Here is a 20924-nt window from a genome sequence, read left to right on the forward strand (position 1 = left end):
GCCTCCTTCTCCGCGAGTTCGCGCGCGACGTGGTCTAGTTGGCTGAGACGGCTTGACGCACGCATCAGGGAGCCTCGCACCCCCCGACGGCGACGGCCTCCGTGGGTGGCTGGCCGAACGACGGCAGGCCGAGGCTCACGCCGGAGGTCCTCGGGCGCTGGCCCGCCTCGGCGTTGTCCCCCGCGCGGGTGCGCCGGTGTGCTACCAGCGGCCCGTCCGCGACCAGGTGGTGCGGGGCGGCGTAGGTGACCGTCGCGTGCACCACGTCGCCGGGACGCACCGGGCCGTCCACGCCCCCCTGGTTGAAGTGCACCAGCCGGCCGTCCCGGGCCCGGCCGCTCATCCGGTGCGTCGCGGTGTCTTTGCGGCCCTCCCCCTCGGCGACCAGCACCTCGACCGTCTCGCCAACCAGCCGCTTGTTCTGCTCCCAGGAGATCTCCTCCTGCAGCGCCACCAGCCGGTCGTAACGGTCCTGCACGACCTCCTTGGGCACCTGGTCGGCCATGCCCGCCGCCGGGGTGCCGGGCCGCTTGGAGTACTGGAAGGTGAACGCGCCGGAGAACCGCGCCGCGCGCGCCACGTCCAGGGTGGCCTGGAAGTCCTCCTCGGTCTCGCCGGGGAAGCCGACGATGATGTCGGTGGTGATGGCCGCGTCGGGCATGGCCTCGCGGACCTTCTCGATGATCGACAGGTACCGCTCGGACCGGTAGGAGCGGCGCATCGCCCTGAGGATCCGGTCCGACCCGGACTGCAGCGGCATGTGCAACTGGTGGCAGACGTTCGGCGTCTCCGCCATCGCGGCGATCACGTCGTCGGTGAAGTCACGGGGATGCGGGGAGGTGAACCGCACCCGCTCCAGGCCGTCGATCTCGCCGCAGGCGCGCAGCAGCTTGCCGAACGCGTAGCGGTCGCCGAACTCGACGCCGTAGGAGTTGACATTCTGCCCGAGCAGCGTCACCTCCAGCACGCCCTCCGCGACCAGCGCCCGCACCTCGGCCAGCACGTCACCGGGGCGCCGGTCCTTCTCCCGGCCGCGCAGCGCGGGCACGATGCAGAAGGTGCAGGTGTTGTTGCAGCCGACGGAGATCGACACCCAGCCCGAGTAGGCCGACTCCCGGCGGGCCGGGAGCGTCGACGGGAAGACCTCCAGCGACTCCAGGATCTCGACCTGAGCCTCGGCGTTGTGCCGGGCGCGTTCCAGCAGCGTGGGCAGCGAGCCGATGTTGTGCGTGCCGAACACGACGTCCACCCACGGGGCGCGGCGGACGATCTCGCCACGGTCCTTCTGCGCCAGGCAGCCGCCTACCGCGATCTGCATCCCCGGGTGCTGCTTCTTCACCGGGTGGAGGTGGCCGAGGTTGCCGTACAGCCGGTTGTCCGCGTTCTCCCGCACCGCGCAGGTGTTGAACACGACCACGTCGGGCACGGCGCCGCCGCCGGTCACGGGCACGTAGCCCGCGTCCTCCAGCAGCCCGGCCAGCCGCTCGGAGTCATGCACGTTCATCTGGCAGCCGTACGTGCGGATCTCGTAAGTCTTACCCACGCCGCTCGTGCTCACGCCTACACCGTATCCCCTGGTCAACCCGCTGTTCCGCTGGCGCGACAGGCTGAATCGCGTGCCAGCGAGCCGCGTTCGAGAAGCACCCTGTGGATCTTCTGGACGGGCGGTCCGCACCGTCGCCGCGAAGGACCGCCGGCGCCTAGGTTAGATCCCTCCGGGCCATCCGCCACGCGCGGTCGTTGGTCCCGCCGCGCGCCCGCACGTCCGTAACCGTGCCGAGCCACGCGTCGTACAGGCCCCATCACGGAGCGCGAGACCCCGGCGAGTTCCCGCGCCGTGACTCCCAACCTTTCGACGGCCGTGAGGGGTCCGCCGACCGGGAGCCGTGCCGCCCCGCGCCGCGAGATCAGGTCGTCGGGGACGACGCGAGCACGATGATCCACTCCGGGATCGGTACGTCTACCAGGACTGATCGATCCCCGTAAACCCTTATGGCGCAATGAATACGGCCATAAGATCCGCAGCCGTTTGTACGTTTCACATACATCCGATTACCGCATGTAGTTACTCCATTTGGCGGAACGCCGACGTCGTCGCGGTGGGGACTATCTCGGCGTACTACACAAACCCCCGGCTCCTGGCTCTATCCGTCCCCCGGCCATCGAGTCGGGGGATGGAAGGAGAGAACATGCCCCGAGGTTCTCTGGGCCGAGGTCTGCTCGCGTTCGCCGCGACAGCGCTGGCCAGCCTGGCGATGGCGGCACCAGCCGCCAGCGCCTCGCCGGCCCATCCGTTCATCATCGGCGGTACCCCGGCGACGCAGACCTACAGCTTCATGGCGTCTCTGCAGTCGCCCGACGGTCAACATCACTGCGGCGCCTCACTGATCGACAAGCAGTGGCTGGTCACCGCCGCGCACTGCGTGGAAGGGCAGCAGCCCAGCAACATGCGGATCCGGATCGGTTCGACCGACCGCACCAGCGGCGGCGAGTTCGTCACCCCGGACAAGTTCGTGCCCAATCCGCAGGCGAGCCAGACGCAGGCCGGCTATGACATTGCGCTGATCCACCTGCCCCAGGCGGTGCAGGCGGCACCGGTCAAGATCGCTGGCACGTCCCCTACGCCGGGCACCGCGCTGCGGCTGATCGGCTGGGGACAGACCTGTCCGAGCCAGGGGTGTGGCGAGCCGCCGCAGCAACTGCAGCAGTTGGACACCAAGACGGTCGACCCGTCGCAGTGCAACGGCGGCGCGTTCGATGCGCAGCGTGAGCTGTGCATCGACAACCAGGGCGGCAAGGCGAGCGCCTGCTACGGCGACTCGGGTGGTCCGGCCGTGGTGCACGACGGTGACGGGTGGGCCCTAGTCGGCGCGACCAGCCGTGGTCAGGCCCAGAACTGTCCGGACAAGCCCGGCATCTACACCAACGTCGTGGCGCACACGGACTGGATCAAGCAGACCATGAGCTCCGGCGGCGGCTCGCAGCCGCCGGGTGGCCAGCCGACGCCGCCGGGCGGCCAGCCGCCGTCGCCAACCCCGCCGGGCGGTCAGCCGCCGGTTCCCACCCCGCCGGGTGGCGAGCCGCCGTCCCCGATGCCGCCGGGCGGTGGCGAGCCGACCCCTCCGGGTGGCCAGCCGCCGATGCCCCCTGTCGGCCCGCCCGGCATGCCTCCGTTCCCGCCGGGAGGGCCCTGCTGACCCGCGGAACGCGCTACGTGTAGCGGGGGTCACGAGACCGAATCTGTCTCGCGACCCCCGCTTCCGCGCTGCGCGCCGACGCGCGTTCCGAACCGCGTGATCGCTCTCCGGCCCCCCGCGGGGCACCGGGAGGCGGATCCGGATGGCGCGGCGCCGTGGCACGATGCTGGCGTGTCGCGCCTGGCCGGTCGGTTCGGCGTCGCGGCGGTCGTCGCCGTGACGCTGCTGACCGCGCTCAGCGGATGCCGGGACGCGTTCACCGGGCTGCGGCTGTCCATCGCCACCGGCGGCACCCAGGGCGTCTACTACGTCCTCGGCAACACGCTGGCCGACGCGTGGACCGGGCAGCTCGGCATTCCCCGGCCCACGGTGCTGTCCACCGCCGCCTCGGTGGACAACGTCGACCGGCTCCGGGCCGGCACCGCGGACGTGGGCTTCTCCGCGGCGGACGTGGCCTCCGCCGCGGCGGCCGGCGGCCCGCGGCCCGGCCAGCACGCCATCCGCGCGCTGGCCCGCATCTACGACGACTACGTGCAACTCGTGGTGCGTGCCGACGTCCCGGCGCGCCGGCTGGCCGACCTGCGCGGGCTGCGCGTGTCGATCGGCCTGCCCAACTCCGGCGTCCAGGTGATCGCGCAGCGGCTGCTCACCGCGGCCGGCCTGTCCGAGAAGAACGACCTGCAGGCCCAGCAACTCGGCATCGACGAGTCGCTGAACGCGCTGCGCGACGGCCGGATCGACGCGTTCTTCTGGTCCGGCGGCCTGCCCACCGGCGGGGTCACCGAGCTGGCCAAGTCCGTGCCGCTGCGCATGCTGGACCTTTCCGACGTGGTGCCCACGCTGCGCCAGCGCTACCCGGACTACAGCTCGGCCACGGTGCCGGCCTCCGCCTACGGGCTGCCGAACGCCGGCCCGGTCACCACCCTGGTGGTGCACAACTACCTGCTGGTCACCGACGCGATGCCGGACGACGTGGCGGAGGCGCTGGTGCGGGGGGTCTTCGACGCCCAGCCGGCGCTGGTGAAGGCGAACGTGGCGGCGCGGTCGATCGACGTGCGCGCGGCGATCGAGACGGCGCCGGTGCCGCTGCATCCGGGCGCGCTGCGGTACTACCGCGCGGTCAAGGTGTGACGCGTCCTGCCGGGCACGGCGCGCGCCGGTGTCACCGGTGACCGTCCGAGTCGGCGGGAAGTCGGACGGTGACCCGCAGGCCGCCGCCCTCGGGGAGATCGAGTTCGACGGTGCCGCCGACGCGTTCCACGAGCTGCCGCACGATGGCCAATCCCAGCCCGGAGCCGCCCACGTTCTGGTGGGCCTGGCTGCGCCAGAACCGGTCGGTGGCCCGGTCCAGCTCCTCCGGCCGCAGGCCGGGGCCGTGGTCCCGGACCGCCACCCGCACCCAGCCGTCCCGGCGCCGCACGTCCACCTCGACCAGGGTGTCCTCCCCGGTGAACTTCAGCGCGTTGTCCAGCAGCGCGTCCAGCGCGGTCTCCAGGCCGCGGGGCGGGGCGAGCGCGGTGCCGCCGCGCTCGCCGGCGAGCACCAGCCCGACACCACGCGCGGTGGCCGCCACCTGCCAGGCGCTCAGCCGGTCGGCCACCACCCGGTCCACGTCCACCGGCACCGGGTCCACCGAGCTGCCCTCGGCCCGGGCCATGGCCAGCAGCTCGTCCAGGATCTGGTTCAGCCGGTCGGTCTCCGCGACCGCGGCGACCTGGTGCGGCCCGGCCTCGGCGTCCACGTGGCCCTCCAGGTTGCCCAGCCGCAGCCGCAGCGCGGTGAGCGGGTTGCGGAGCTGGTGGGAGGCGTCCGCGACGAACGCCCGCTGGGCGGCCAGCACCTCGCTGACCTGGGCGGCCATCTGGTCGAAGGAGCGGCTGAGCTGGCGCAGCTCGGGCGGTCCACCGCCGGCGCCGACCGGCTTCACCTCCCGGCCGGAGACGACCGCGGCGAGCAGCGCCCCGGTGGCGTCGTCCAGCCGGCGCACCGGCCGCAGCGTCCAGCGCACCACTGGCAGCGCGAGCATCACCGCGAGGCCGAGCGCCAGCACCGCGCCCAGTACCAGCAGGCCCCACTGCTCGAGCACCCGGGTGCGGCTGCCGCCGGTCGGTGACACGGTCACCGCCGCGCCGCGCACCTCGCCGTCCACCAGCACCGGTTCGGCCAGCACCAGCGGCCTGGCGTCCCAGGGCAGCAGCAGCGAGCCGGCCTCGGGGAACCGGCCGGCCAGCGCCGCGTTCACCGCGTCCCGCACGGGCGTGGACGCCACGTCGATGCCGTCCCGCGAGGCGGCCACGATCTGCCCGTCCCGGTCGAAGACCGCCACGGCGATGCCGTAGACATCGTCGTACCGGCGCAGTTCCGGGGCCATCAGCCACGGCTGGTCGTCCAGCAGCGGCCGCTGGGCCAGCGAGGCGAACCAGCTGGTGTCGGTGAGCCGGTCCAGGAACAGCCGGCGCTGCTCGCTGCCGGCCACGCTGGCGCCGAGCGGGATGCCCATGCCCACCACGACCAGCACGACCAGCGAGAGCACCACGCCGAGCAGCCGGGACCGCACGCCACACCGCCCCTACCGCCCGGCCGACGCGTCCCCGGCGTCGGGCCCGGCCTCGTCCACGGTCCGCTCCGGTGTCGCGGCCGGCGTGTCGGCGGGTGCCTTCCCCAGCCGGTAGCCGACCCCGCGCACGGTCTCCACCAGCCACGGCCGGCCGAGCTTGGTCCGTAACGTGGCCACGTGCACATCCAGGGTGCGGTTCGCGCCCGGCCAGCTCCGGCCCCACACCTCGACCAGGATCCGCTCCCGGGTGCACACCGCGCCGCCCGCGCCGACCACCAGCGCGAGCACCTGGAACTCCTTGCGGGACAGCGACACCGGTTGGCCGGCCACGGTGACCTCGTGCCGGCTCAGGTCCACCTCGACATCGCCGACGCGGACCACCTCGGAGGCCGCCGCGCCCGGCCCGGGGTCGGCGCGCCGCCGCCGCACCGCGTGCACCCGGGCCACCAACTCGCCGACGTCGTACGGCTTCACCAGGTAGTCGTCCGCGCCGGCGTGCAGGCCGAGGATGCGATCGTCCACCTCGCCACGCGCGGACACCACGATGATCGCCACGTCACTGGCCGCACGGATCTGGCGGCAGAGAGTGACGCCGTTGACGTCCGGGAGGCCGAGGTCGAGCAGCACCACGTCCACCCCGGACAGGTGCTCCAGCACTCCCCGCCCCTCGGCGAGCCGGTCCACCGTGAAGCCCCGCCGGTTCAGCGCCGGGACGAGGGCGTCGGCGACTCTGTCGTCGTCCTCCACGAGGAGCACGTGCACCTTGTTCTTCCTCCCGACAAATCATCCGATTGTGTGACAAAGTTGAGACCCTAAGTCTTGCTCAAGCCGGCTGGACTGGCGCGGTACGGCACACCTACGTTTCCCGCCTACGCACAGCCATCCTGCTCTGGAGGGACCGATGACCGCGACACCGTCGCCGCCCATGATCCGGATGGTTGGCGTGCAGAAGCATTTCGGCCCCCTGCATGTCCTCAAGGACATCAACCTGGAAGTGTCCCGGGGCGAGGTCGTCGTGGTCCTGGGTCCCTCCGGTTCGGGGAAGTCCACGCTGTGTCGCACGATCAACCGTTTGGAGTCCATCGACTCGGGCACGATCGAGGTCGACGGCCAGCCGCTACCCGCGGAGGGTAGGCAACTCGCCCGGCTGCGTGCCGATGTCGGCATGGTGTTCCAGACCTTCAATCTGTTCGCCCACAAGACCATCGTCGAGAATGTCATGCTCGGGCCGGTCAAGGTGCGTAAGGTGAGCCAGGCGGAGGCCAGGAAGACCGCCGTCGAACTGCTGGAACGGGTCGGCATCGCGGACCAGGCGGAGAAGTACCCGGCTCAGCTGTCCGGCGGCCAGCAGCAGCGCGCCGCGATCGCCAGGGCGCTGGCCATGCGGCCCAAGGTCATGCTGTTCGACGAGCCCACCTCGGCACTCGACCCCGAGATGATCAACGAGGTGCTGGACGTGATGACCACGCTCGCCAGCGAGGGCATGACCATGCTGGTGGTCACCCACGAGATGGGTTTCGCCCGCCGCGCCGCGCATCGGGTGGTGTTCATGTCCGACGGTGAGATCGTCGAGGACGCCCCGCCCGAGGAATTCTTCGGCGCACCGAAATCGAACCGGGCCAAGGATTTCCTGGGCAAGATCCTGACCCACTGAGTTGGCGGCGCCGTCGGCGTCGCCGAGAAAGAGCAGGAGAATCGGGATGAGGGTTCGCACTCTGGCGGTGGGGTTGCTGGTCGGCAGCCTCGCCCTGACCGCATGCGGCAAGCAGGGTGGCCCCAGCCAGCTGGGGTCGGCCCCGTCGCAGGCCCCGGCAACCGGCGTCACGGTTGACGGGTCGCCGACGTTCGACAAGATCAAGGCGCGCGGCCGGGTGGTGATCGGGGTCAAGCAGGACCAGCCCTACCTGGGTCAGCTCAACCCGACCACGCACAAGTACGAAGGCTTCGACATCGAGATCGCCAAGCTGGTCGCGGCCAAGCTGGGCTACGGCGAGGACAAGATCGACTATAAGCCGATCCCGTCGCAGTCGCGCGAGCAGGCGATCCAGAACGGCGACGTGGACTTCTACGTCGGTACGTACACCATCAACGACAAGCGGAAGCAGCAGGTGTCCTTCGCCGGGCCGTACTACATGGCCGGCCAGGACCTCCTGGTGCGCAAGGACGACACCTCCATCACCGGGCCGACGAGCCTGAAGGGCAAGAAGGTCTGCTCGGTGACCGGCTCCACGCCGATCCAGCGGGTGCGCGACCAGCAGTTGACCGAGCCCAACAACATCGTCGAGTTCCAGGGCTACCAGCAATGCGTCGACCAGTTGCTCTCCAAGCAGGTCGACGTGGTGACCACGGACGACGCGATCCTCAAGGGCTACGCCGCGCAGAGCCCCGACCAGCTCAAGGTGGTCGGCAAGCCGTTCTCCCAGGAGCCGTACGGCGTCGGCCTGGCGCACGACGACAAGGCGCTGCGGACGAAGATCGACGACGTCCTGCAGCAGGCCGAGCAGGACGGCACCTGGAAGCAGATCTACGACGCCACGCTCGGCAAGTCGGGTTCGCCCGCGCCGACGCCGCCGCAGATCGACCGTTACTGATCAGGCCACGGTGGGGCGGTCCCGGTTCGCCGGGGCCGCCCGCCGGGCGAGGCGTCCGAGGGGCAAGCCGTGATCGACGTCCTGGTCAACAACTGGCCACTGTTCGCCGAGGGTTTCGTCAGCACGATCGAACTGTTCGCGCTGGCCGCCATCGGTTCGCTGGTGCTCGGCACGATCCTGGCCACCATGCGGGTCAGCCCGGTGCCGGTGCTGCGGACGGCCGGAGCCGGCTACGTGAACATCGTCCGCAACACGCCGCTGACCCTGGTGTTCTTCTTCTTCGTGTTCGCCTACCCGCGGCTGGGCCTGGTGGAGCTGTCGTTCTTCACCCTCGCGGTCGTGTCGCTGACCGTCTACACTGCGGCGTTCGTCTGTGAGACGGTGCGTGCGGGAATCAACACCGTGCCGCTCGGCCAGGGTGAGGCGTCCCGCGCGCTGGGCCTGACCTTCCCGCAGACGCTGATCAGCGTGGTCGTGCCGCAGGCGTTCCGTTCCGTGGTGCCGCCGCTGACCAGCGTGATGATCGCTCTGCTGAAGAACACCACGATCGCCGCCGGGTTCTCGGTGCACGAGGCCGGTGCGATCACCCCGGCGCTGTCCGAGCGTGGCGAGCCGATCCTGCTCGGCATGCTGTGGATCGTGATCGGCTTCCTCATCCTCGTGCTGCCGCTCAGCGCCATGCAGCGCACCCTGGAGAAGCGCTGGAGGGTCGCCCGATGAGTTCCGTCCTCTACGACATTCCCGGCCCGAAGGCGAAGGCACGCAACGCGACCTTCGGGGTGGTGGCCAGCCTGGTGGTTATCGCCGTCCTCGGGTTCATCGGCTACCGCTTCGCGGCCACCGGCCAGTTCGACCCGCTGAAGTGGAGTTGGCTGGAGTACCAGACGATCCAGCTCGACCTGCTCAACGCGCTGAAGGCCACGCTGTCCGCGTTCGTCGTGGGCGCCGCGCTGGCGCTGGTCTTCGGCGCGGTGTTCGCGCTGGCCCGGTTGTCCGACCACGCCTGGCTGCGGGCGCCGGCCGCCGTGGTGGTGGAGTTCTTCCGCGCCATCCCGCTGGTCATCCTGATCTTCACGCTGTACTACGCGCTGCCGAAGGCCGGCGTCACCGTCGGCGTCTTCTGGTCGCTGGTGATCGGGCTGACCCTGTACAACGGCTCGGTGCTGGCCGAAGTGTTCCGGGCCGGCGTCGAGGCGATGCCGAAGGGCCAGAGCGAGGCCGCCTACGCGCTGGGCCTGCGCAAGAGCCAGGTGATGACCACCGTGCTGCTGCCGCAGGCGGTGCGGGCGATGCTGCCGACCATCATCAGCCAGCTCGTCGTGCTGCTCAAGGACACCGCACTCGGCTTCCTGATCACCTACCAGGAGCTGCTGTTCGAGGCGCGCTACCTCGGCGGACTGGGCGAGTTCGGCCGGCCGATCATTCCCACCGCCATGGTGGTCGCCGCCGTCTACATCTCGCTCTGCATGCTGCTGTCCTGGCTGGCCAACTACCTGGAGCGGCGCAACCGCCGGAAGGTCCGCTACGCGGGGGCCGCCGTTGCCAAGCCGACCGTGGCGGAGACGCAGGACGAGCTGAAGATCGACACCCTGCAGGCGGAGTAGAGGCAGAATCGGCGCATGACGCTGCGCGTGGGATCGGTCGTGCTGGGCGTGTCGGACGTCCGGCGCGCCATGGACTTCTGGACACGGGCGCTGGGTTACGTGCCGCGCGACGAACCCGACGACACGTGGGTGGTGCTCACCCCGCCGTCCGGCGACGGCCCGAACATCTCGCTGGGACGGTCCGAGACACCGGTGCAGGACCGGCCACGGGTGCACCTGGACCTCTACACCGCCGACCAGGCCGGCGAGGTGGACCGGTTGCTCGCCCTCGGTGCGACCCGCGTGGACTGGGCCGACTACCCGGAGGGCGCGGACTTCGTGGTGCTCGCGGACCCCGAGGGCAACCGGTTCTGCGTGATCGACCACCGCTGACGCGGGTCACTCGCCCGCATCCGCAGACCCGAGCAGCCGCGCGTAGTTGGCCAGCGACCGCTGGTAGCGCGGCAGGTGCGGAGCGAGCGCGCCGAGCGCCAACGACACCGCCTCCCGCTCGTGTCCGACGTCCACCAGGGCCAGGGCCAGGAAGGCCCGCACCGCGTCGTCCAGGTGGTCGTGGCCGGCCTCCATCTCCGCGCGCAGCAGGGCGACGCTCTCTTCCGGCTTGCCGATGTTCCGCAGGCTGCTCGCCAGCTGGATCACCGCGCGACGCCGCCGCTCACCGGTGAGCCCGCGGTCCAGCGCCTCCCGGTACAGCGGCACGGCCCGGTCCGAGTGACCGGTCGAGTCCAGCGAGCAGGCCCGCTCGAAAACGCCCACCGGGTCGTCCGGGGGCAGCTCCGCCGCCAGCTTCTCGATCAGCGTCAGGAACTCCGCCTCGCCGTACTGGTCGAACGACGCCCACGCGCCGGCCAGCCGCCCCTCCCAATCCGCCTCGCTCACCGCATCAGCCTGCCAGGTCGCGACGCCGCCCGGGTGGCTATCGCAGAACCTCGTCGAGCCAGTCGAAGGTGCGCTGGTCGAACAGGGACCGGTTCCACGCCTCGCAGTGCCCGGCGGCGCCGTCCGCGGCGGTGTAGCGGACGAGCGTCTTCTCGCAGCGCAGCGCGTCGAACAGCCGCTCCGCGCCGACCGCGATCGGGTCACCCTCCGCCCAGGCCACCATGGTCGGGCAGGTGATCCGCTCGACAACGTCGGCGATGCGGTAGCGGGCCAACTCGGCGATGTACTCGGCGGGGCCGGGAACGCCGTGCACCCACAGGCCGCGCTGGAACAGCCGCCAGCGCACCGGCGGCGACGCGGCGGCCCGCACGAAGAACGGCTCCAGTTCGTGCGGGTCGACCTCGGGCAGCCGGGCGGCGAGGTCGGGCGGCAGCACGGCGCGCATCGCGTCCAGCGGCTCCCACTGCCCCGGGTCGGCCACCAGCGCGGCGATCCGGCGGTCACCGCTGGCCGCGCGGGGCGCGAGGAAGCCGCCGAAGCTCCAGCCCATCACCGCGATCCGGCCCGGGTCGACCTCGACCCTTCCGACCGCGTAGTCGAGGACCGGCCGGATGACGGTCTCCCAGTCCGGCCGCATGTGCAGGCCCTGCTTGATCAGCGCCCGGCCCTGACCGGGACCGTCGACCAGCATGCAGTGGTAGCCGCGCCGGACGGCGGGCACGGCGTGCGAGAAGTACATCTCGTGGATGTTGGAGTCGTACCCGTTCACAGCGACCAGGGTCGGCCGCGCGGTTGCGGAGTCGTCCGCCAGGCACAGGTAACCGGGCAGCGTGGTGCCCTCGAACGGCACCTCCACCCGCTCCATCGGTGGGGCCGCCAGCGCGGCGAACTTGTCGAAACAGGACGCCTCCAGGTCGAACGCGGTGACCAGGCGCGGATCGACCGGCGCGCCGAACAGCGGGTAGAACGAGACCCGGTAGTAGGTGCTGGCCCGCAGGTACGCCTCGCGCGCGCTCACCCGGTGGCCCCGCTCGGCGCTGGCGTCGCCGAGCCGTTCCACCCGATCGGCGGTCTCCATCCATGCCGCGTACCAGCCGTCCGCGTCACCGCCCGCGATTCGTGCGGCGGTGGCGGCGCACTCGCCGTACTCGGCACCACCCCGGGGCATCGTGGCCAGCGCCCGCTCGGCGAACATCTGCCACAGCGGATCGTCGAACAGTGCCTTCATGCGGGCTTCGCGGGCCTTCCGGGACGGCGCACGCGTTCACCATGGCACGCTCCAACCCGTCCGGCCGCCCACACACGGCCGTGATCGCCGGGGTTCACTCCCCCGGGTTGCTACCGAAGTCGGTCAGCCTTGGCCGCGGCGAGGAAGGCATTCCAGTTGCGCCGGGGGAAATCCAGCACCGGACCGGTGACGTTCTTGGAGTCCCGCACGCCCACGCTGGCCTCGCCGACCGCCACCTCGACGCAGTCCTTCGTCGGACCACCGCTGCGGCTGCTCTTACGCCACGCCATGCGCCCCGGGCGCCGAGTTGTCATGCCGGGCCTCCCCTGGCCGGTCTAGTGTTTGCCCACTGGGCAAACAACGACCGGGATTCTTCCACGCCCAGGGCCACGTCGGCGATGCAGTTGAACTTGCGGCGGTACACGCGGATCGCGGCCGGGTCCTCCAGGAAGACGGTGGCCGTATCGGTGTCCGCGTGCGCCACCGGGTCGTGGTCGGCGAACTCCAGGAGCCTGGCCGGATAACCCAGGGCAGGCGAGGCGGGCGCGGACAGCGGCACCACGCGGATGGTCACCTGCGACCAGTTCGCCATCAGCGCGAGCCGGAGCATCTGCTCATGCATGACCTGCAGGCCACCGACCACGTGGTGCAGCGCGGCCTCGTGGAGGTAGAACGTGGCCTGCGGGGGACGCCACCGCTGCAACACACTCTGCCGGGCCATCCGGGCCGCCACGAACGGCTCCAACTCCGCCGCCGGGCCGTCCCAGAACCGTGCCATGATCGCCCGAGCGTAGTCCTCGGTCTGGAGTAAGCCGCTGATGAGCACCGGCTCGTAGCCACTGATCGCGGTCGCCGCACTTTCCAGCATGATCATCGTGCTGAGTTCATCCGGGAGGTACGGCTGGTGCGGCCTGAGCAGGTAGCCGGTGTCCCGTTCCCGGACCAGTTGCTTGACCCGCTCCACCGTCTCCGCGTCGGCCCGGCACTGGCCCAGGTACAGGAAGACGTTGGCCTCCGGGGTGGTGCGCCGCCCGGTTTCCATCAGCGTCAGCCGTGGGCGCGACCAGCCGAGCCGGCGCGCCAACTCGGACCCGCTGAACCCGGCCCGCACCCGCGCCTGGCGCAGTTCGTCGCCCAACTCCCGCAGGCGCACCGTGGACCTCTGCTGAGCCTTCATGGCGCGCAACGCTATTGCGCCGAACCGCGCAGCGGCGACGAACGACACCAAGATCCACCCCAACGCCGCAGCCCGTCGCGCCGGTTTTCCCTGGCGTAACCCGTCGGCGGGAATGCACTCCCGCCTGGTGCCGCGCCGACGGGACACGGCACCGGGCGGGGCGGCGGTCAGCGCTTGCGCCAGGGGAGAAGCCGGAGGATCGGGTCGTACTTACGGTCGACGACGCGTTCCTTCATCGGGATCAGCGCGTTGTCGGTGATCTTGATGTTCTCCGGGCAGACCTCGGTGCAGCACTTGGTGATGTTGCAGAAGCCCAGGCCGTGGTCGGACTGCGCGACGGCGGTGCGGTCCGCGCCGGTGTTCTCCTCCAGGCTGTCCAGCGGGTGCATCTCCAGTTCGGCGATGCGCATGAGGAACCGGGGGCCGGCGAAGTTGGCCTTGTTGTCCTCGTGGTCACGGATGACGTGGCAGACGTTCTGGCACAGGAAGCACTCGATGCACTTGCGGAACTCCTGCGACCGGTTCACGTCCTGCTGCTGCATCCGGTACTCGCCGGGCTGGAGGTCCTTCGGCGGGCTGAACGACGGGACCTCGCGAGCCTTCTGGTAGTTGTAGCTCACGTCGGTCACCAGATCCTTGATCACCGGGAAGGTCCGGATCGGGGTGACCGTGATGACCTCGTCCGGTTCGAAGATGGACATCCGGGTCATGCACATCAGCCGGGGCCGGCCGTTGATCTCCGCCGAGCACGAGCCGCACTTGCCGGCCTTGCAGTTCCACCGCACGGCAAGGTCGGAGCACTGGGTGGCCTGCAACCGGTGGATGATGTCGAGGACGACCTCGCCCTCGTTCGCCTCCACGGTGAAGTCCCGCAGCTCACCGCCCTCGGCGTCGCCCCGCCACACGCGGAGGTGCGCCTGGTACCCCATCAGCTCTCCTTCCCGAGCCTGGCTCGGTGGCTTTCCAGTTCCTCTGGCGTGAAGTACTTCTGCAGCTCGTCGTACTCGAACAGGTCGAGCAGGTCGCCGCGCATGGCCGGCTGGGGCTGCTCGGTCACGGTGATCCCGTCATCCTCGACCGTGCAGGGCAGCAGCTTGCGCCGCCAGTCCGCCTCCATCTGCGGGTAGTCGTCGCGGGTGTGCCCGCCACGGCTCTCCGTGCGCTGCAACGCCGCCTTGGCCACGCATTCGCTGACCAGCAGCATGTTGCGCAGGTCAAGGGCGAGGTGCCAGCCGGGGTTGTACTGGCGGTGTCCCTCGACCACCACGTTCTTGGCGCGGCGCTTGAGCTCGTCCAGCTTGGTCAGCGCCAGTTTCATCTCCTCGCCCTTGCGGATGATGCCGACCAGGTCGTTCATCACCTGCTGCAGCTCACCGTGCAGGGCGTACGGGTTCTCCTGGGTCTCGCCGTCACCGCCCTCGAACGGGAGCACGGCGAGCCGCGCCGCCGCTTGGACGTCCTCTTCGGACAGGCTGGGCCGGCTGCCCAGGGCCGCCACGTAGTCGGCCGCGCCGAGGCCGGCGCGGCGGCCGAACACCAGCAGGTCGGACAGCGAGTTGCCGCCCAGCCGGTTGGACCCGTGCATGCCGCCGGCCACCTCGCCGGCGGCGAACAGCCCGGGCACCCTGGACTGTGCGGAGTCCGGGTCGACCTCCACACCGCCCATCACGTAGTGGCAGGTGGGGCCGACCTCCATCGGCTCGGCGGTGATGTCCACATCGGCCAGTTCCTTGAACTGGTGGTACATCGACGGCAGCCGCCGCTTGATCTCCTCCGCGGACAGCCGGCTGGACACGTCCAGGAACACCCCGCCGTGCGGGGAGCCGCGGCCGGCCTTGACTTCGGCGTTGATCGCCCGGGCCACCTCGTCCCGGGGCAGCAGTTCGGGCGGCCGGCGGTTGTTGTCCGGGTCGGTGTACCAGCGGTCGGCCTCGGCCTCGTTGTCGGCGTACTTGTCCTTGAACACCTCGGGGATGTAGTCGAACATGAACCGCCGGCCCTCGGAGTTGCGCAGCACCCCGCCGTCGCCGCGCACCGACTCGGTGACCAGGATGCCCTTCACGCTGGGCGGCCACACCATGCCGGTCGGGTGGAACTGCACGAACTCCATGTTGATCAGCGAGGCGCCGGCCCGCAGCGCGAGCGCGTGCCCGTCCCCGGTGTACTCCCAGGAGTTCGAGGTCACCTTGAAGGACTTGCCGATGCCGCCGGTGGCCAGCACCACGGCCGGCGCCTCGAACACCACGAACCGGCCGGACTCCCGCCAGTAGCCGAACGCCCCGGCGATCCGACCATCAGACTTCAGCAGGTCGGTGACGGTGAACTCGGCGAACACCTTGAGGTTGGCCTCGTAGTCGCCGGTCTCCTTGAAGTCCTCCTGCTGCAGCGACACGATCTTCTGCTGCAGCGTGCGGATCAGTTCCAGCCCGGTGCGGTCGCCGACGTGCGCGAGCCTGGGGTACTCGTGCCCGCCGAAGTTTCGCTGGCTGATCTTGCCGTCCGGGGTGCGGTCGAACAGGGCGCCGTAGGTCTCCAGTTCCCAGACCCGCTCCGGCGCCTCCTTGGCGTGCAGTTCCGCCATCCGCCAGTGGTTGAGGAACTTCCCCCCGCGCATGGTGTCCCGGAAGTGGACCTGCCAGTTGTCGCGCGCGTTGACATTGCCCATGGCGGCGGCGATTCCGCCTTCGGCCATGACCGTGTGCGCCTTGCCGAACAGCGACTTGCACACCACCGCGGTGCGCAGGCCGCGCTGGCGCGCCTCGATCGCCGCGCGCAGGCCGGCTCCCCCAGCCCCGATCACGACAACGTCGTAGGCGTGCCGTTCGAACTCGGTCATGAGCTTCCCTCGTCGTCGTACTCGTCAGAAGAATCGGAGATCGCTGATGGTGCCGCTGGCGACCATCGCGACGTACAGGTCGGCGAACGCCACCCAGAACAGCGACAGCCACGCGTACAACATGTGCCGGGCGTTCAGCCGGGACACGAATGTCCACATGCGATAGCGCACCGGGTGCCGGGAGAAGTGGTTCAGCCGGCCGCCGACGATGTGCCGGCAGGAGTGGCAGGACAGCGAGTACAGCCACAGCAGCGCCGCGTTCACCAGCAGCACCAGCGTGCCCAGCCCGGCGTGGCCCCAGTCGCCGTCGGCGTCCCGGAAGGCGATCACCGCGTCGTACGTGAGGATCACGTTGAAGATGAGGCCGAAGTAGAAGAAGTACCGGTGGATGTTCTGCAGGATCAGCGGGAACCGCCGCTCGCCGGTGTAGCTGCGATGCGGCTCGCTGACCGCGCAGGCCGGCGGGGACGCCCAGAACGACCGGTAGTACGCCTTCCGGTAGTAGTAGCAGGTCAACCGGAAGCCGAGCGGGAAAATCAGGATGATCAGCGCCGGGGACAGCTTCCACCAGTCGCCGAAGATGTAGATTGTCTCCGAACCGGGCACGCAGTTCGTCGCGATGCACGGCGAATAGAAGGGCGAAATGTAGGGTGGCGCGTAGTAGGCGCCATTCCAGAACGCCCTGATGGTGGCGTAGACGACGAATGCGAACAGCGAAGCCGCCGTCACCGCCGGCGCCAACCACCACCGGTCGGTGCGCAGGGTACGGGCGCGAATGCTCGGCCGACCGGGTGCGCTGATTCCTGCGGTCATGGTCTCCTCGGGTGTACTCGGACCTGTCCCAACCCCGAATCGGGCGGCGGCTAGGGCCGCTGGCCGCCGATTCCCTCGTCGTCGGCACCGCGCCACAGTTCGGGGTCGTACGGAGTGTCGGGAACCACGACGACGTCGTGCTCGTTTATCGGTCCGCGAGGCGCCGGTGGCGACGTTCCGTCGGGCAACTCGGAGGCGTCGATACCGAGCCGCTCGACATCGTTCGCCAACCGCTGGATCGCGGTGACGTTACCGTAACGCGTACGCAGTTCGCCCACACAGCGGCGGAGCTCGCCGATCGCCTGATGCAGCCCCGCGATCTCGCTCGTCGACATGCCATGCACCTCCGTGCCTCGGCACCGCCTCGGCAGCCCCGTCGCCGCCGATCCCGCGGGGGTGACTCTGCTCCTCCGCCGCTCTTGTGACAAGTCGCACACGCCGGCACCAATGATCGCCAGAATGTGTTCGATACCACTATCTGTATCGGTTTTGATCCCGGTCGGGTGGTCGCTTAGTGTGTGGGGCGTCACGCGGAACGCCAGTGCCGTCGTCCGCCGGGGCCGTAGGCCAGTGATCCGAGCGGGAGGCAGGCACATGAACGCACCAGCGAGCACATCCGGAACCGCCCGGCCCGATCTGCACCCCGTGGTGGCGGAGGTGACCGAGCGGATCGTCGCCCGCAGCGCGCGCACCCGGTCCACCTACCTGGACCGGGTCGCCGGGGCCCGCTCCGAGGGACCGGTACGGGCCGGCCTGCCGTGCAGCAACCTGGCGCACGGGTTCGCGGCGTGCGCCGGGCCGGACCGCACGGCCGTCCGTGGACTGAGCAAGCCGGGCATCGCCATCGTGTCCGCCTACAACGACCTGTTGTCCGCCCACCAACCGCTGCACGAGTACCCGGAATGGATCAGGGACGCGGTGCGCGAAGCCGGCGGGGTGGCCCAGTTCGCCGGCGGCGTGCCGGCCATGTGCGACGGAATCACCCAGGGCCGCCCGGGGATGGAGCTGTCCCTGTTCAGCCGGGAGGTGATCGCGATGGCCACCGGGATCGCGCTGTCCCACCAGATGTTCGACGGCGCGCTGCTGCTCGGCGTGTGCGACAAGATCGTGCCCGGGCTGCTGGTCGGCGCGCTGTCCTTCGGCCATCTGCCAGCCATCCTGGTGCCCGCCGGACCGATGCCCTCCGGCCTACCCAACCGGGAGAAGTCCCGGGTGCGGCAGCTGTTCGCCGAGGGCCGGGCCAGCCGGGAGGAGCTGCTGGACGCGGAGGCCGCGTCCTACCACTCCCCCGGCACCTGCACCTTCTACGGCACGGCCAACTCCAACCAGCTCGTGGTCGAGGTGATGGGCCTGCACCTGCCCGGGGCCAGTTTCGTGCCGCCGGGCACCCCGCTGCGCCGCGCGCTGACCGAGGAGGCCGGCCGCCGGGTGGTCGCGCTGGCCGCCGAGGGCACCTCAATCGCCCACGTGGTGGACGAGCGGGCGATCGTCAACGGGGTGGTCGCGCTGCTGGCCACCGGCGGATCGACCAACCACACCATGCACCTGGTCGCCGTGGCCTCCGCCGCCGGCATCCGGCTCACCTGGGACGACTTCGACGACCTCTCGGCGGTGGTGCCGCTGCTGTCCCGGATCTACCCGAACGGCGGCGCGGACATCAACCACTTCCACGCCGCCGGCGGGGTGCAGTTCCTGGTCGGCGAGCTGCTCGACGCCGGGCTGCTGCACCCGGACGTGCACACGGTCGCCGGACCGGGCCTGGACCGCTACCGCCGCGAGCCGGTACTCGACGAGGGCCGGCTGGTGTGGCGGGACGGGCCGCGCCACTCACTGGACACCGACGTGCTGCGCGGCGTGGCCGACCCGTTCGCCCCGGACGGCGGGCTGCGTGTGGTGCGCGGCAACCTGGGCCGGGCGGTGATCAAGGTGTCCGCGGTGGCTCCGGAGCACCGGTCGGTGCTCGCGCCGGCCCGGGTGTTCACCCGGCAGGAGGACTTCACCGCCGCGTTCCGCGCCGGCGAGCTGGACTCCGACGTGGTCGTGGTGCTCCGCAACCAGGGGCCGAGGGCGAACGGTATGCCGGAGCTGCACGGGCTCACCCCGGCGCTCGGGGTGCTGATGGACCGCGGCCACCGGGTGGCGCTGGTCACCGACGGGCGGATGTCCGGCGCGTCGGGCAAGGTTCCGGCGGCCATCCACGTGTCCCCGGAGGCGGCCGCGGGTGGTCCGCTGGCCAGGGTGCAGGACGGCGACCTGATCCGGTTGGACGCCGAACGGGGCAGTCTCGAGGTGCTCGTTCCGGACGCGGAGCTGGCCGCCCGGGAAACCGTCGACGGTCCGCCGAGCGCGGCCGAGTGGGCCGGCACCGGCCGTGAACTGTTCGCCGCGCTGCGTGCCGCGGTGGGGCCGGCCGAGGAGGGGGCGAGCGTGTTCGGCAGGCTGGGTCTGGACCACGTCGGCGAGCCGGTGGGGAGCTGGGCGTGACCGGCTTGCGGCAGGAAAGGCTGGAGGTAGGGCGATGACGACCGGTGCGGACCTGCTCGCACTGTCCCCGGTGCTGCCGGTGGTGGTGCTCGACGAGGCGGAGCAGGCGGTGCCGCTGGCGCGGGCACTGCTGCGCGGCGGCCTCCGGGTGATCGAGCTGACGTTGCGCACGCCAGCCGCGCTGGCGGCGATCGAGCGGGTGGCGGCGGAGGTGCCGGACATCGTCGTCGGCGCGGGCACGGTCACCACGCCCGAGCAGGCGGAGCAGGCCACCAAGGCGGGGGCCGCGTTCCTGGTCACGCCGGGGTGCACCGATCGGCTGCTGGACGCGGTGGCGGAGACGGGGCTGCCGTTCCTGCCCGGGGTGAGCACCGTCTCCGAGGCGCTGCGGGCGGCCGAGCGGGGCCTGTCCGCGCTGAAGTTCTTCCCGGCCGAGGCCAGTGGCGGGGTGGCCTACCTGCGCGCGATGGGCGGCCCGCTGCCCGGGCTGCGGTTCTGCCCCACCGGGGGCGTCACCCCGGGCAACGCCCCCGAGTACCTCGCGCTGCCCAACGTGGGCTGTGTCGGCGGCACCTGGCTGACGCCGAAGGAGGCGCTGGCCGCCGGCGACTTCGCCCGGATCGGGGCGCTCGCCGCGAAGGCCGCCGGGCTCCGGCAGGCCGCAGGCTGAGCGGGTTCCACGGCCGGGCCCCGGCGTGACTACGTCCCACGGGGCCAGCCTGAGTACGTTCCGCGGGCTGGTCGTGGCCTGGCCGCGCCGGTTCAGCCGCCACCGGAGCGGGCCGGACGGCCGGCTCGCCGATCCGCTCCGGGGCACCGCCGTCCACCCGGCGGGCGCCGGCGCTCAGGCCACGCGGTCGCGCACTATGAGGTCGAGCGCGTCCGGGATGGAGGTCGCCACCGGGGCACCGGTGGCGACCAGCGCCTCACGGGTGCCCATGCCGCTGCTGACCAGTACGCAGCGGGCGCCCACGTGCTCCGCGGCATGCGCGTCGTCCGCCACGTCGCCGATCAGCACCACGTCCGCCGGGTCCAGCCGCAGGGCGGTGAGATGCTCGGCGAGGTGTTCGGCCTTGGAGCCGCCGCCGATGTCGGCGCGCAACCCGTCGATCCGGGCGAACAACTCGGCGAGGCCGAGCCGGCCCACCAGGGGCACCAACTCGTCGTGGAACCACATGGACAGCAGCGACTGGCTGCCGCCGCCGTTCCGCCAGTCGTGCAGCAGGTCAGGCACGCCATCGGCGAGCCGGCAGGTGGGCAACCGCTCCCGGTAGTGCACGTGGTAGAGCGAGTCCACCCGGGCCCACTCGTCCTCGCTCAACGACCGGCCGAATAACCGCTCGTAGGAGCGGACGATCGGGCGGGTGAACACGGCCCGCCAGTCGTCGAGGGTCACCGCCTCCCGCCCGAACGAGGCGCACACCTGGTTCACCGCGGCCACCACCGCATCGTTGTCGGACAGGAGTGTGCCGTTCCAGTCCCACACGATGTGCTGAGGCATCACCACGTCGTCGCCGTTGGTGCGCATCACGTCCTCTCTCCCGGTCACGGCATGGCT

The 20924-nt window shown here is 70.9% G+C and carries 21 protein-coding genes; 9 read left to right on the forward strand and 12 right to left on the reverse strand.

Annotated features, from left to right (window positions below; all coding sequences use genetic code 11):
- Positions 1-64: 64 nt before the first annotated feature.
- Complete coding sequence (miaB, locus tag FFT21_RS09660; RefSeq protein ID WP_137813593.1) at positions 65-1543, reverse strand: tRNA (N6-isopentenyl adenosine(37)-C2)-methylthiotransferase MiaB; 1479 nt, start codon at positions 1541-1543, stop codon at positions 65-67.
- A 646-nt stretch (positions 1544-2189) separates the two neighbouring features.
- On the opposite strand from miaB, the gene FFT21_RS09665 reads away from it, so the two are divergent.
- Together FFT21_RS09665 and FFT21_RS09670 are read left to right on the forward strand one after the other, a co-directional pair.
- Entirely contained in the window at positions 2190-3197 is a 1008-nt protein-coding gene (locus FFT21_RS09665) for a S1 family peptidase (RefSeq protein ID WP_137813458.1), read from the forward strand.
- A gap of 171 nt (positions 3198-3368) precedes the next feature.
- Positions 3369-4328, forward strand: a complete 960-nt coding sequence (locus FFT21_RS09670; RefSeq protein ID WP_307722913.1) for a TAXI family TRAP transporter solute-binding subunit — start codon at positions 3369-3371, stop codon at positions 4326-4328.
- Positions 4329-4359: 31 nt separating this feature from the next.
- On the opposite strand, the gene FFT21_RS09675 is transcribed toward FFT21_RS09670, so the two are convergent.
- Positions 4360-5754: a sensor histidine kinase gene (locus FFT21_RS09675; RefSeq protein WP_137813459.1), complete on the reverse strand. Its 1395-nt coding sequence runs from the start codon at positions 5752-5754 to the stop codon at positions 4360-4362.
- Positions 5755-5766: 12 nt separating this feature from the next.
- Entirely contained in the window at positions 5767-6516 is a 750-nt protein-coding gene (locus FFT21_RS09680; protein ID WP_137813460.1) for a response regulator transcription factor, read from the reverse strand.
- 163 nt (positions 6517-6679) lie between these two features.
- On the opposite strand from FFT21_RS09680, the gene FFT21_RS09685 reads away from it, so the two are divergent.
- The 5 genes from FFT21_RS09685 (at position 6680) to FFT21_RS09705 (ending at position 10321) form a co-directional block, all read left to right on the forward strand.
- A complete protein-coding gene (locus FFT21_RS09685; protein WP_192909451.1) occupies positions 6680-7408 on the forward strand; it encodes an amino acid ABC transporter ATP-binding protein in 729 nt (242 codons plus the stop codon).
- A 46-nt stretch (positions 7409-7454) separates the two neighbouring features.
- Positions 7455-8345, forward strand: coding sequence for a glutamate ABC transporter substrate-binding protein (locus tag FFT21_RS09690; RefSeq protein WP_137813462.1), 891 nt, complete (start codon positions 7455-7457; stop codon positions 8343-8345).
- 72 nt (positions 8346-8417) lie between these two features.
- Complete coding sequence (locus FFT21_RS09695; RefSeq protein ID WP_137813595.1) at positions 8418-9065, forward strand: amino acid ABC transporter permease; 648 nt, start codon at positions 8418-8420, stop codon at positions 9063-9065.
- Positions 9062-9949, forward strand: coding sequence for an amino acid ABC transporter permease (locus tag FFT21_RS09700; protein WP_137813463.1), 888 nt, complete (start codon positions 9062-9064; stop codon positions 9947-9949). Before FFT21_RS09695 ends, FFT21_RS09700 begins: the two co-directional genes overlap by 4 nt.
- Before the next feature lie 15 nt (positions 9950-9964).
- Entirely contained in the window at positions 9965-10321 is a 357-nt protein-coding gene (locus FFT21_RS09705; protein WP_137813464.1) for a VOC family protein, read from the forward strand.
- A 6-nt stretch (positions 10322-10327) separates the two neighbouring features.
- On the opposite strand, the gene FFT21_RS09710 is transcribed toward FFT21_RS09705, so the two are convergent.
- The 8 genes from FFT21_RS09710 to FFT21_RS09745 all read right to left on the reverse strand — a co-directional run bounded on the left by FFT21_RS09710 (position 10328) and on the right by FFT21_RS09745 (position 17217).
- Positions 10328-10828: a tetratricopeptide repeat protein gene (locus FFT21_RS09710; protein ID WP_137813465.1), complete on the reverse strand. Its 501-nt coding sequence runs from the start codon at positions 10826-10828 to the stop codon at positions 10328-10330.
- A gap of 37 nt (positions 10829-10865) precedes the next feature.
- Positions 10866-12056, reverse strand: coding sequence for an alpha/beta hydrolase family protein (locus tag FFT21_RS09715; protein ID WP_137813466.1), 1191 nt, complete (start codon positions 12054-12056; stop codon positions 10866-10868).
- Between the two features lie 110 nt (positions 12057-12166).
- Positions 12167-12370 carry a DUF397 domain-containing protein gene (locus tag FFT21_RS09720; RefSeq protein ID WP_137813467.1) on the reverse strand — a complete coding sequence of 68 codons (204 nt, stop codon included), beginning with the start codon at positions 12368-12370 and terminating at the stop codon, positions 12167-12169.
- Positions 12367-13233, reverse strand: a complete 867-nt coding sequence (locus tag FFT21_RS09725) for a helix-turn-helix domain-containing protein (RefSeq protein WP_137813468.1) — start codon at positions 13231-13233, stop codon at positions 12367-12369. The genes FFT21_RS09720 and FFT21_RS09725 overlap by 4 nt, the downstream gene beginning before the upstream one ends.
- 167 nt (positions 13234-13400) lie before the next feature.
- Positions 13401-14162, reverse strand: a complete 762-nt coding sequence (locus FFT21_RS09730) for a succinate dehydrogenase/fumarate reductase iron-sulfur subunit (RefSeq protein ID WP_137813469.1) — start codon at positions 14160-14162, stop codon at positions 13401-13403.
- The gene (locus tag FFT21_RS09735) at positions 14162-16069 is read right to left on the reverse strand and encodes a fumarate reductase/succinate dehydrogenase flavoprotein subunit (protein ID WP_137813470.1); all 1908 of its coding nucleotides are present in this window, start codon (positions 16067-16069) and stop codon (positions 14162-14164) included. Before FFT21_RS09735 ends, FFT21_RS09730 begins: the two co-directional genes overlap by 1 nt.
- Before the next feature lie 24 nt (positions 16070-16093).
- Positions 16094-16882 (reverse strand): succinate dehydrogenase subunit SdhC, encoded by a 789-nt coding sequence (sdhC, locus tag FFT21_RS09740; protein WP_137813471.1) that lies wholly within the window; start codon positions 16880-16882, stop codon positions 16094-16096.
- A gap of 50 nt (positions 16883-16932) precedes the next feature.
- The gene (locus FFT21_RS09745) at positions 16933-17217 is read right to left on the reverse strand and encodes an Rv0250c family protein (RefSeq protein ID WP_137813472.1); all 285 of its coding nucleotides are present in this window, start codon (positions 17215-17217) and stop codon (positions 16933-16935) included.
- Positions 17218-17476: 259 nt separating this feature from the next.
- On the opposite strand from FFT21_RS09745, the gene edd reads away from it, so the two are divergent.
- A complete protein-coding gene (gene edd / locus FFT21_RS09750) occupies positions 17477-19366 on the forward strand; it encodes a phosphogluconate dehydratase (RefSeq protein WP_192909452.1) in 1890 nt (629 codons plus the stop codon).
- Positions 19367-19400: 34 nt separating this feature from the next.
- A complete protein-coding gene (gene eda / locus FFT21_RS09755; protein WP_137813473.1) occupies positions 19401-20036 on the forward strand; it encodes a bifunctional 4-hydroxy-2-oxoglutarate aldolase/2-dehydro-3-deoxy-phosphogluconate aldolase in 636 nt (211 codons plus the stop codon).
- 174 nt (positions 20037-20210) lie between these two features.
- Here the strand turns inward: eda and FFT21_RS09760 are convergent, their stop codons facing one another.
- A complete protein-coding gene (locus FFT21_RS09760) occupies positions 20211-20915 on the reverse strand; it encodes an HAD family hydrolase (RefSeq protein ID WP_225978256.1) in 705 nt (234 codons plus the stop codon).
- Positions 20916-20924: the final 9 nt, after the last annotated feature.

It is taken from the genome of Gandjariella thermophila (genome assembly GCF_005405885.1).
GTDB classification, from domain to species: Bacteria; Actinomycetota; Actinomycetes; order Mycobacteriales; family Pseudonocardiaceae; genus Gandjariella; species Gandjariella thermophila.

Coding starts and splice junctions, on each gene's coding strand:
- FFT21_RS09665 (WP_137813458.1), top strand. CDS start 2,190: ATGCCCCGAGGTTCTCTGGGCCGAGGTCTGCTCGCGTTCGCCGCGACA.
- FFT21_RS09685 (WP_192909451.1), top strand. CDS start 6,680: ATGATCCGGATGGTTGGCGTGCAGAAGCATTTCGGCCCCCTGCATGTC.
- FFT21_RS09690 (WP_137813462.1), top strand. CDS start 7,455: ATGAGGGTTCGCACTCTGGCGGTGGGGTTGCTGGTCGGCAGCCTCGCC.
- FFT21_RS09700 (WP_137813463.1), top strand. CDS start 9,062: ATGAGTTCCGTCCTCTACGACATTCCCGGCCCGAAGGCGAAGGCACGC.
- FFT21_RS09705 (WP_137813464.1), top strand. CDS start 9,965: ATGACGCTGCGCGTGGGATCGGTCGTGCTGGGCGTGTCGGACGTCCGG.
- FFT21_RS09715 (WP_137813466.1), bottom strand. CDS start 12,056: ATGAAGGCACTGTTCGACGATCCGCTGTGGCAGATGTTCGCCGAGCGG.
- FFT21_RS09720 (WP_137813467.1), bottom strand. CDS start 12,370: ATGACAACTCGGCGCCCGGGGCGCATGGCGTGGCGTAAGAGCAGCCGC.
- FFT21_RS09725 (WP_137813468.1), bottom strand. CDS start 13,233: ATGAAGGCTCAGCAGAGGTCCACGGTGCGCCTGCGGGAGTTGGGCGAC.
- FFT21_RS09730 (WP_137813469.1), bottom strand. CDS start 14,162: ATGGGGTACCAGGCGCACCTCCGCGTGTGGCGGGGCGACGCCGAGGGC.
- FFT21_RS09735 (WP_137813470.1), bottom strand. CDS start 16,069: ATGACCGAGTTCGAACGGCACGCCTACGACGTTGTCGTGATCGGGGCT.
- sdhC (WP_137813471.1), bottom strand. CDS start 16,882: ATGACCGCAGGAATCAGCGCACCCGGTCGGCCGAGCATTCGCGCCCGT.
- FFT21_RS09745 (WP_137813472.1), bottom strand. CDS start 17,217: ATGTCGACGAGCGAGATCGCGGGGCTGCATCAGGCGATCGGCGAGCTC.
- edd (WP_192909452.1), top strand. CDS start 17,477: ATGAACGCACCAGCGAGCACATCCGGAACCGCCCGGCCCGATCTGCAC.
- eda (WP_137813473.1), top strand. CDS start 19,401: ATGACGACCGGTGCGGACCTGCTCGCACTGTCCCCGGTGCTGCCGGTG.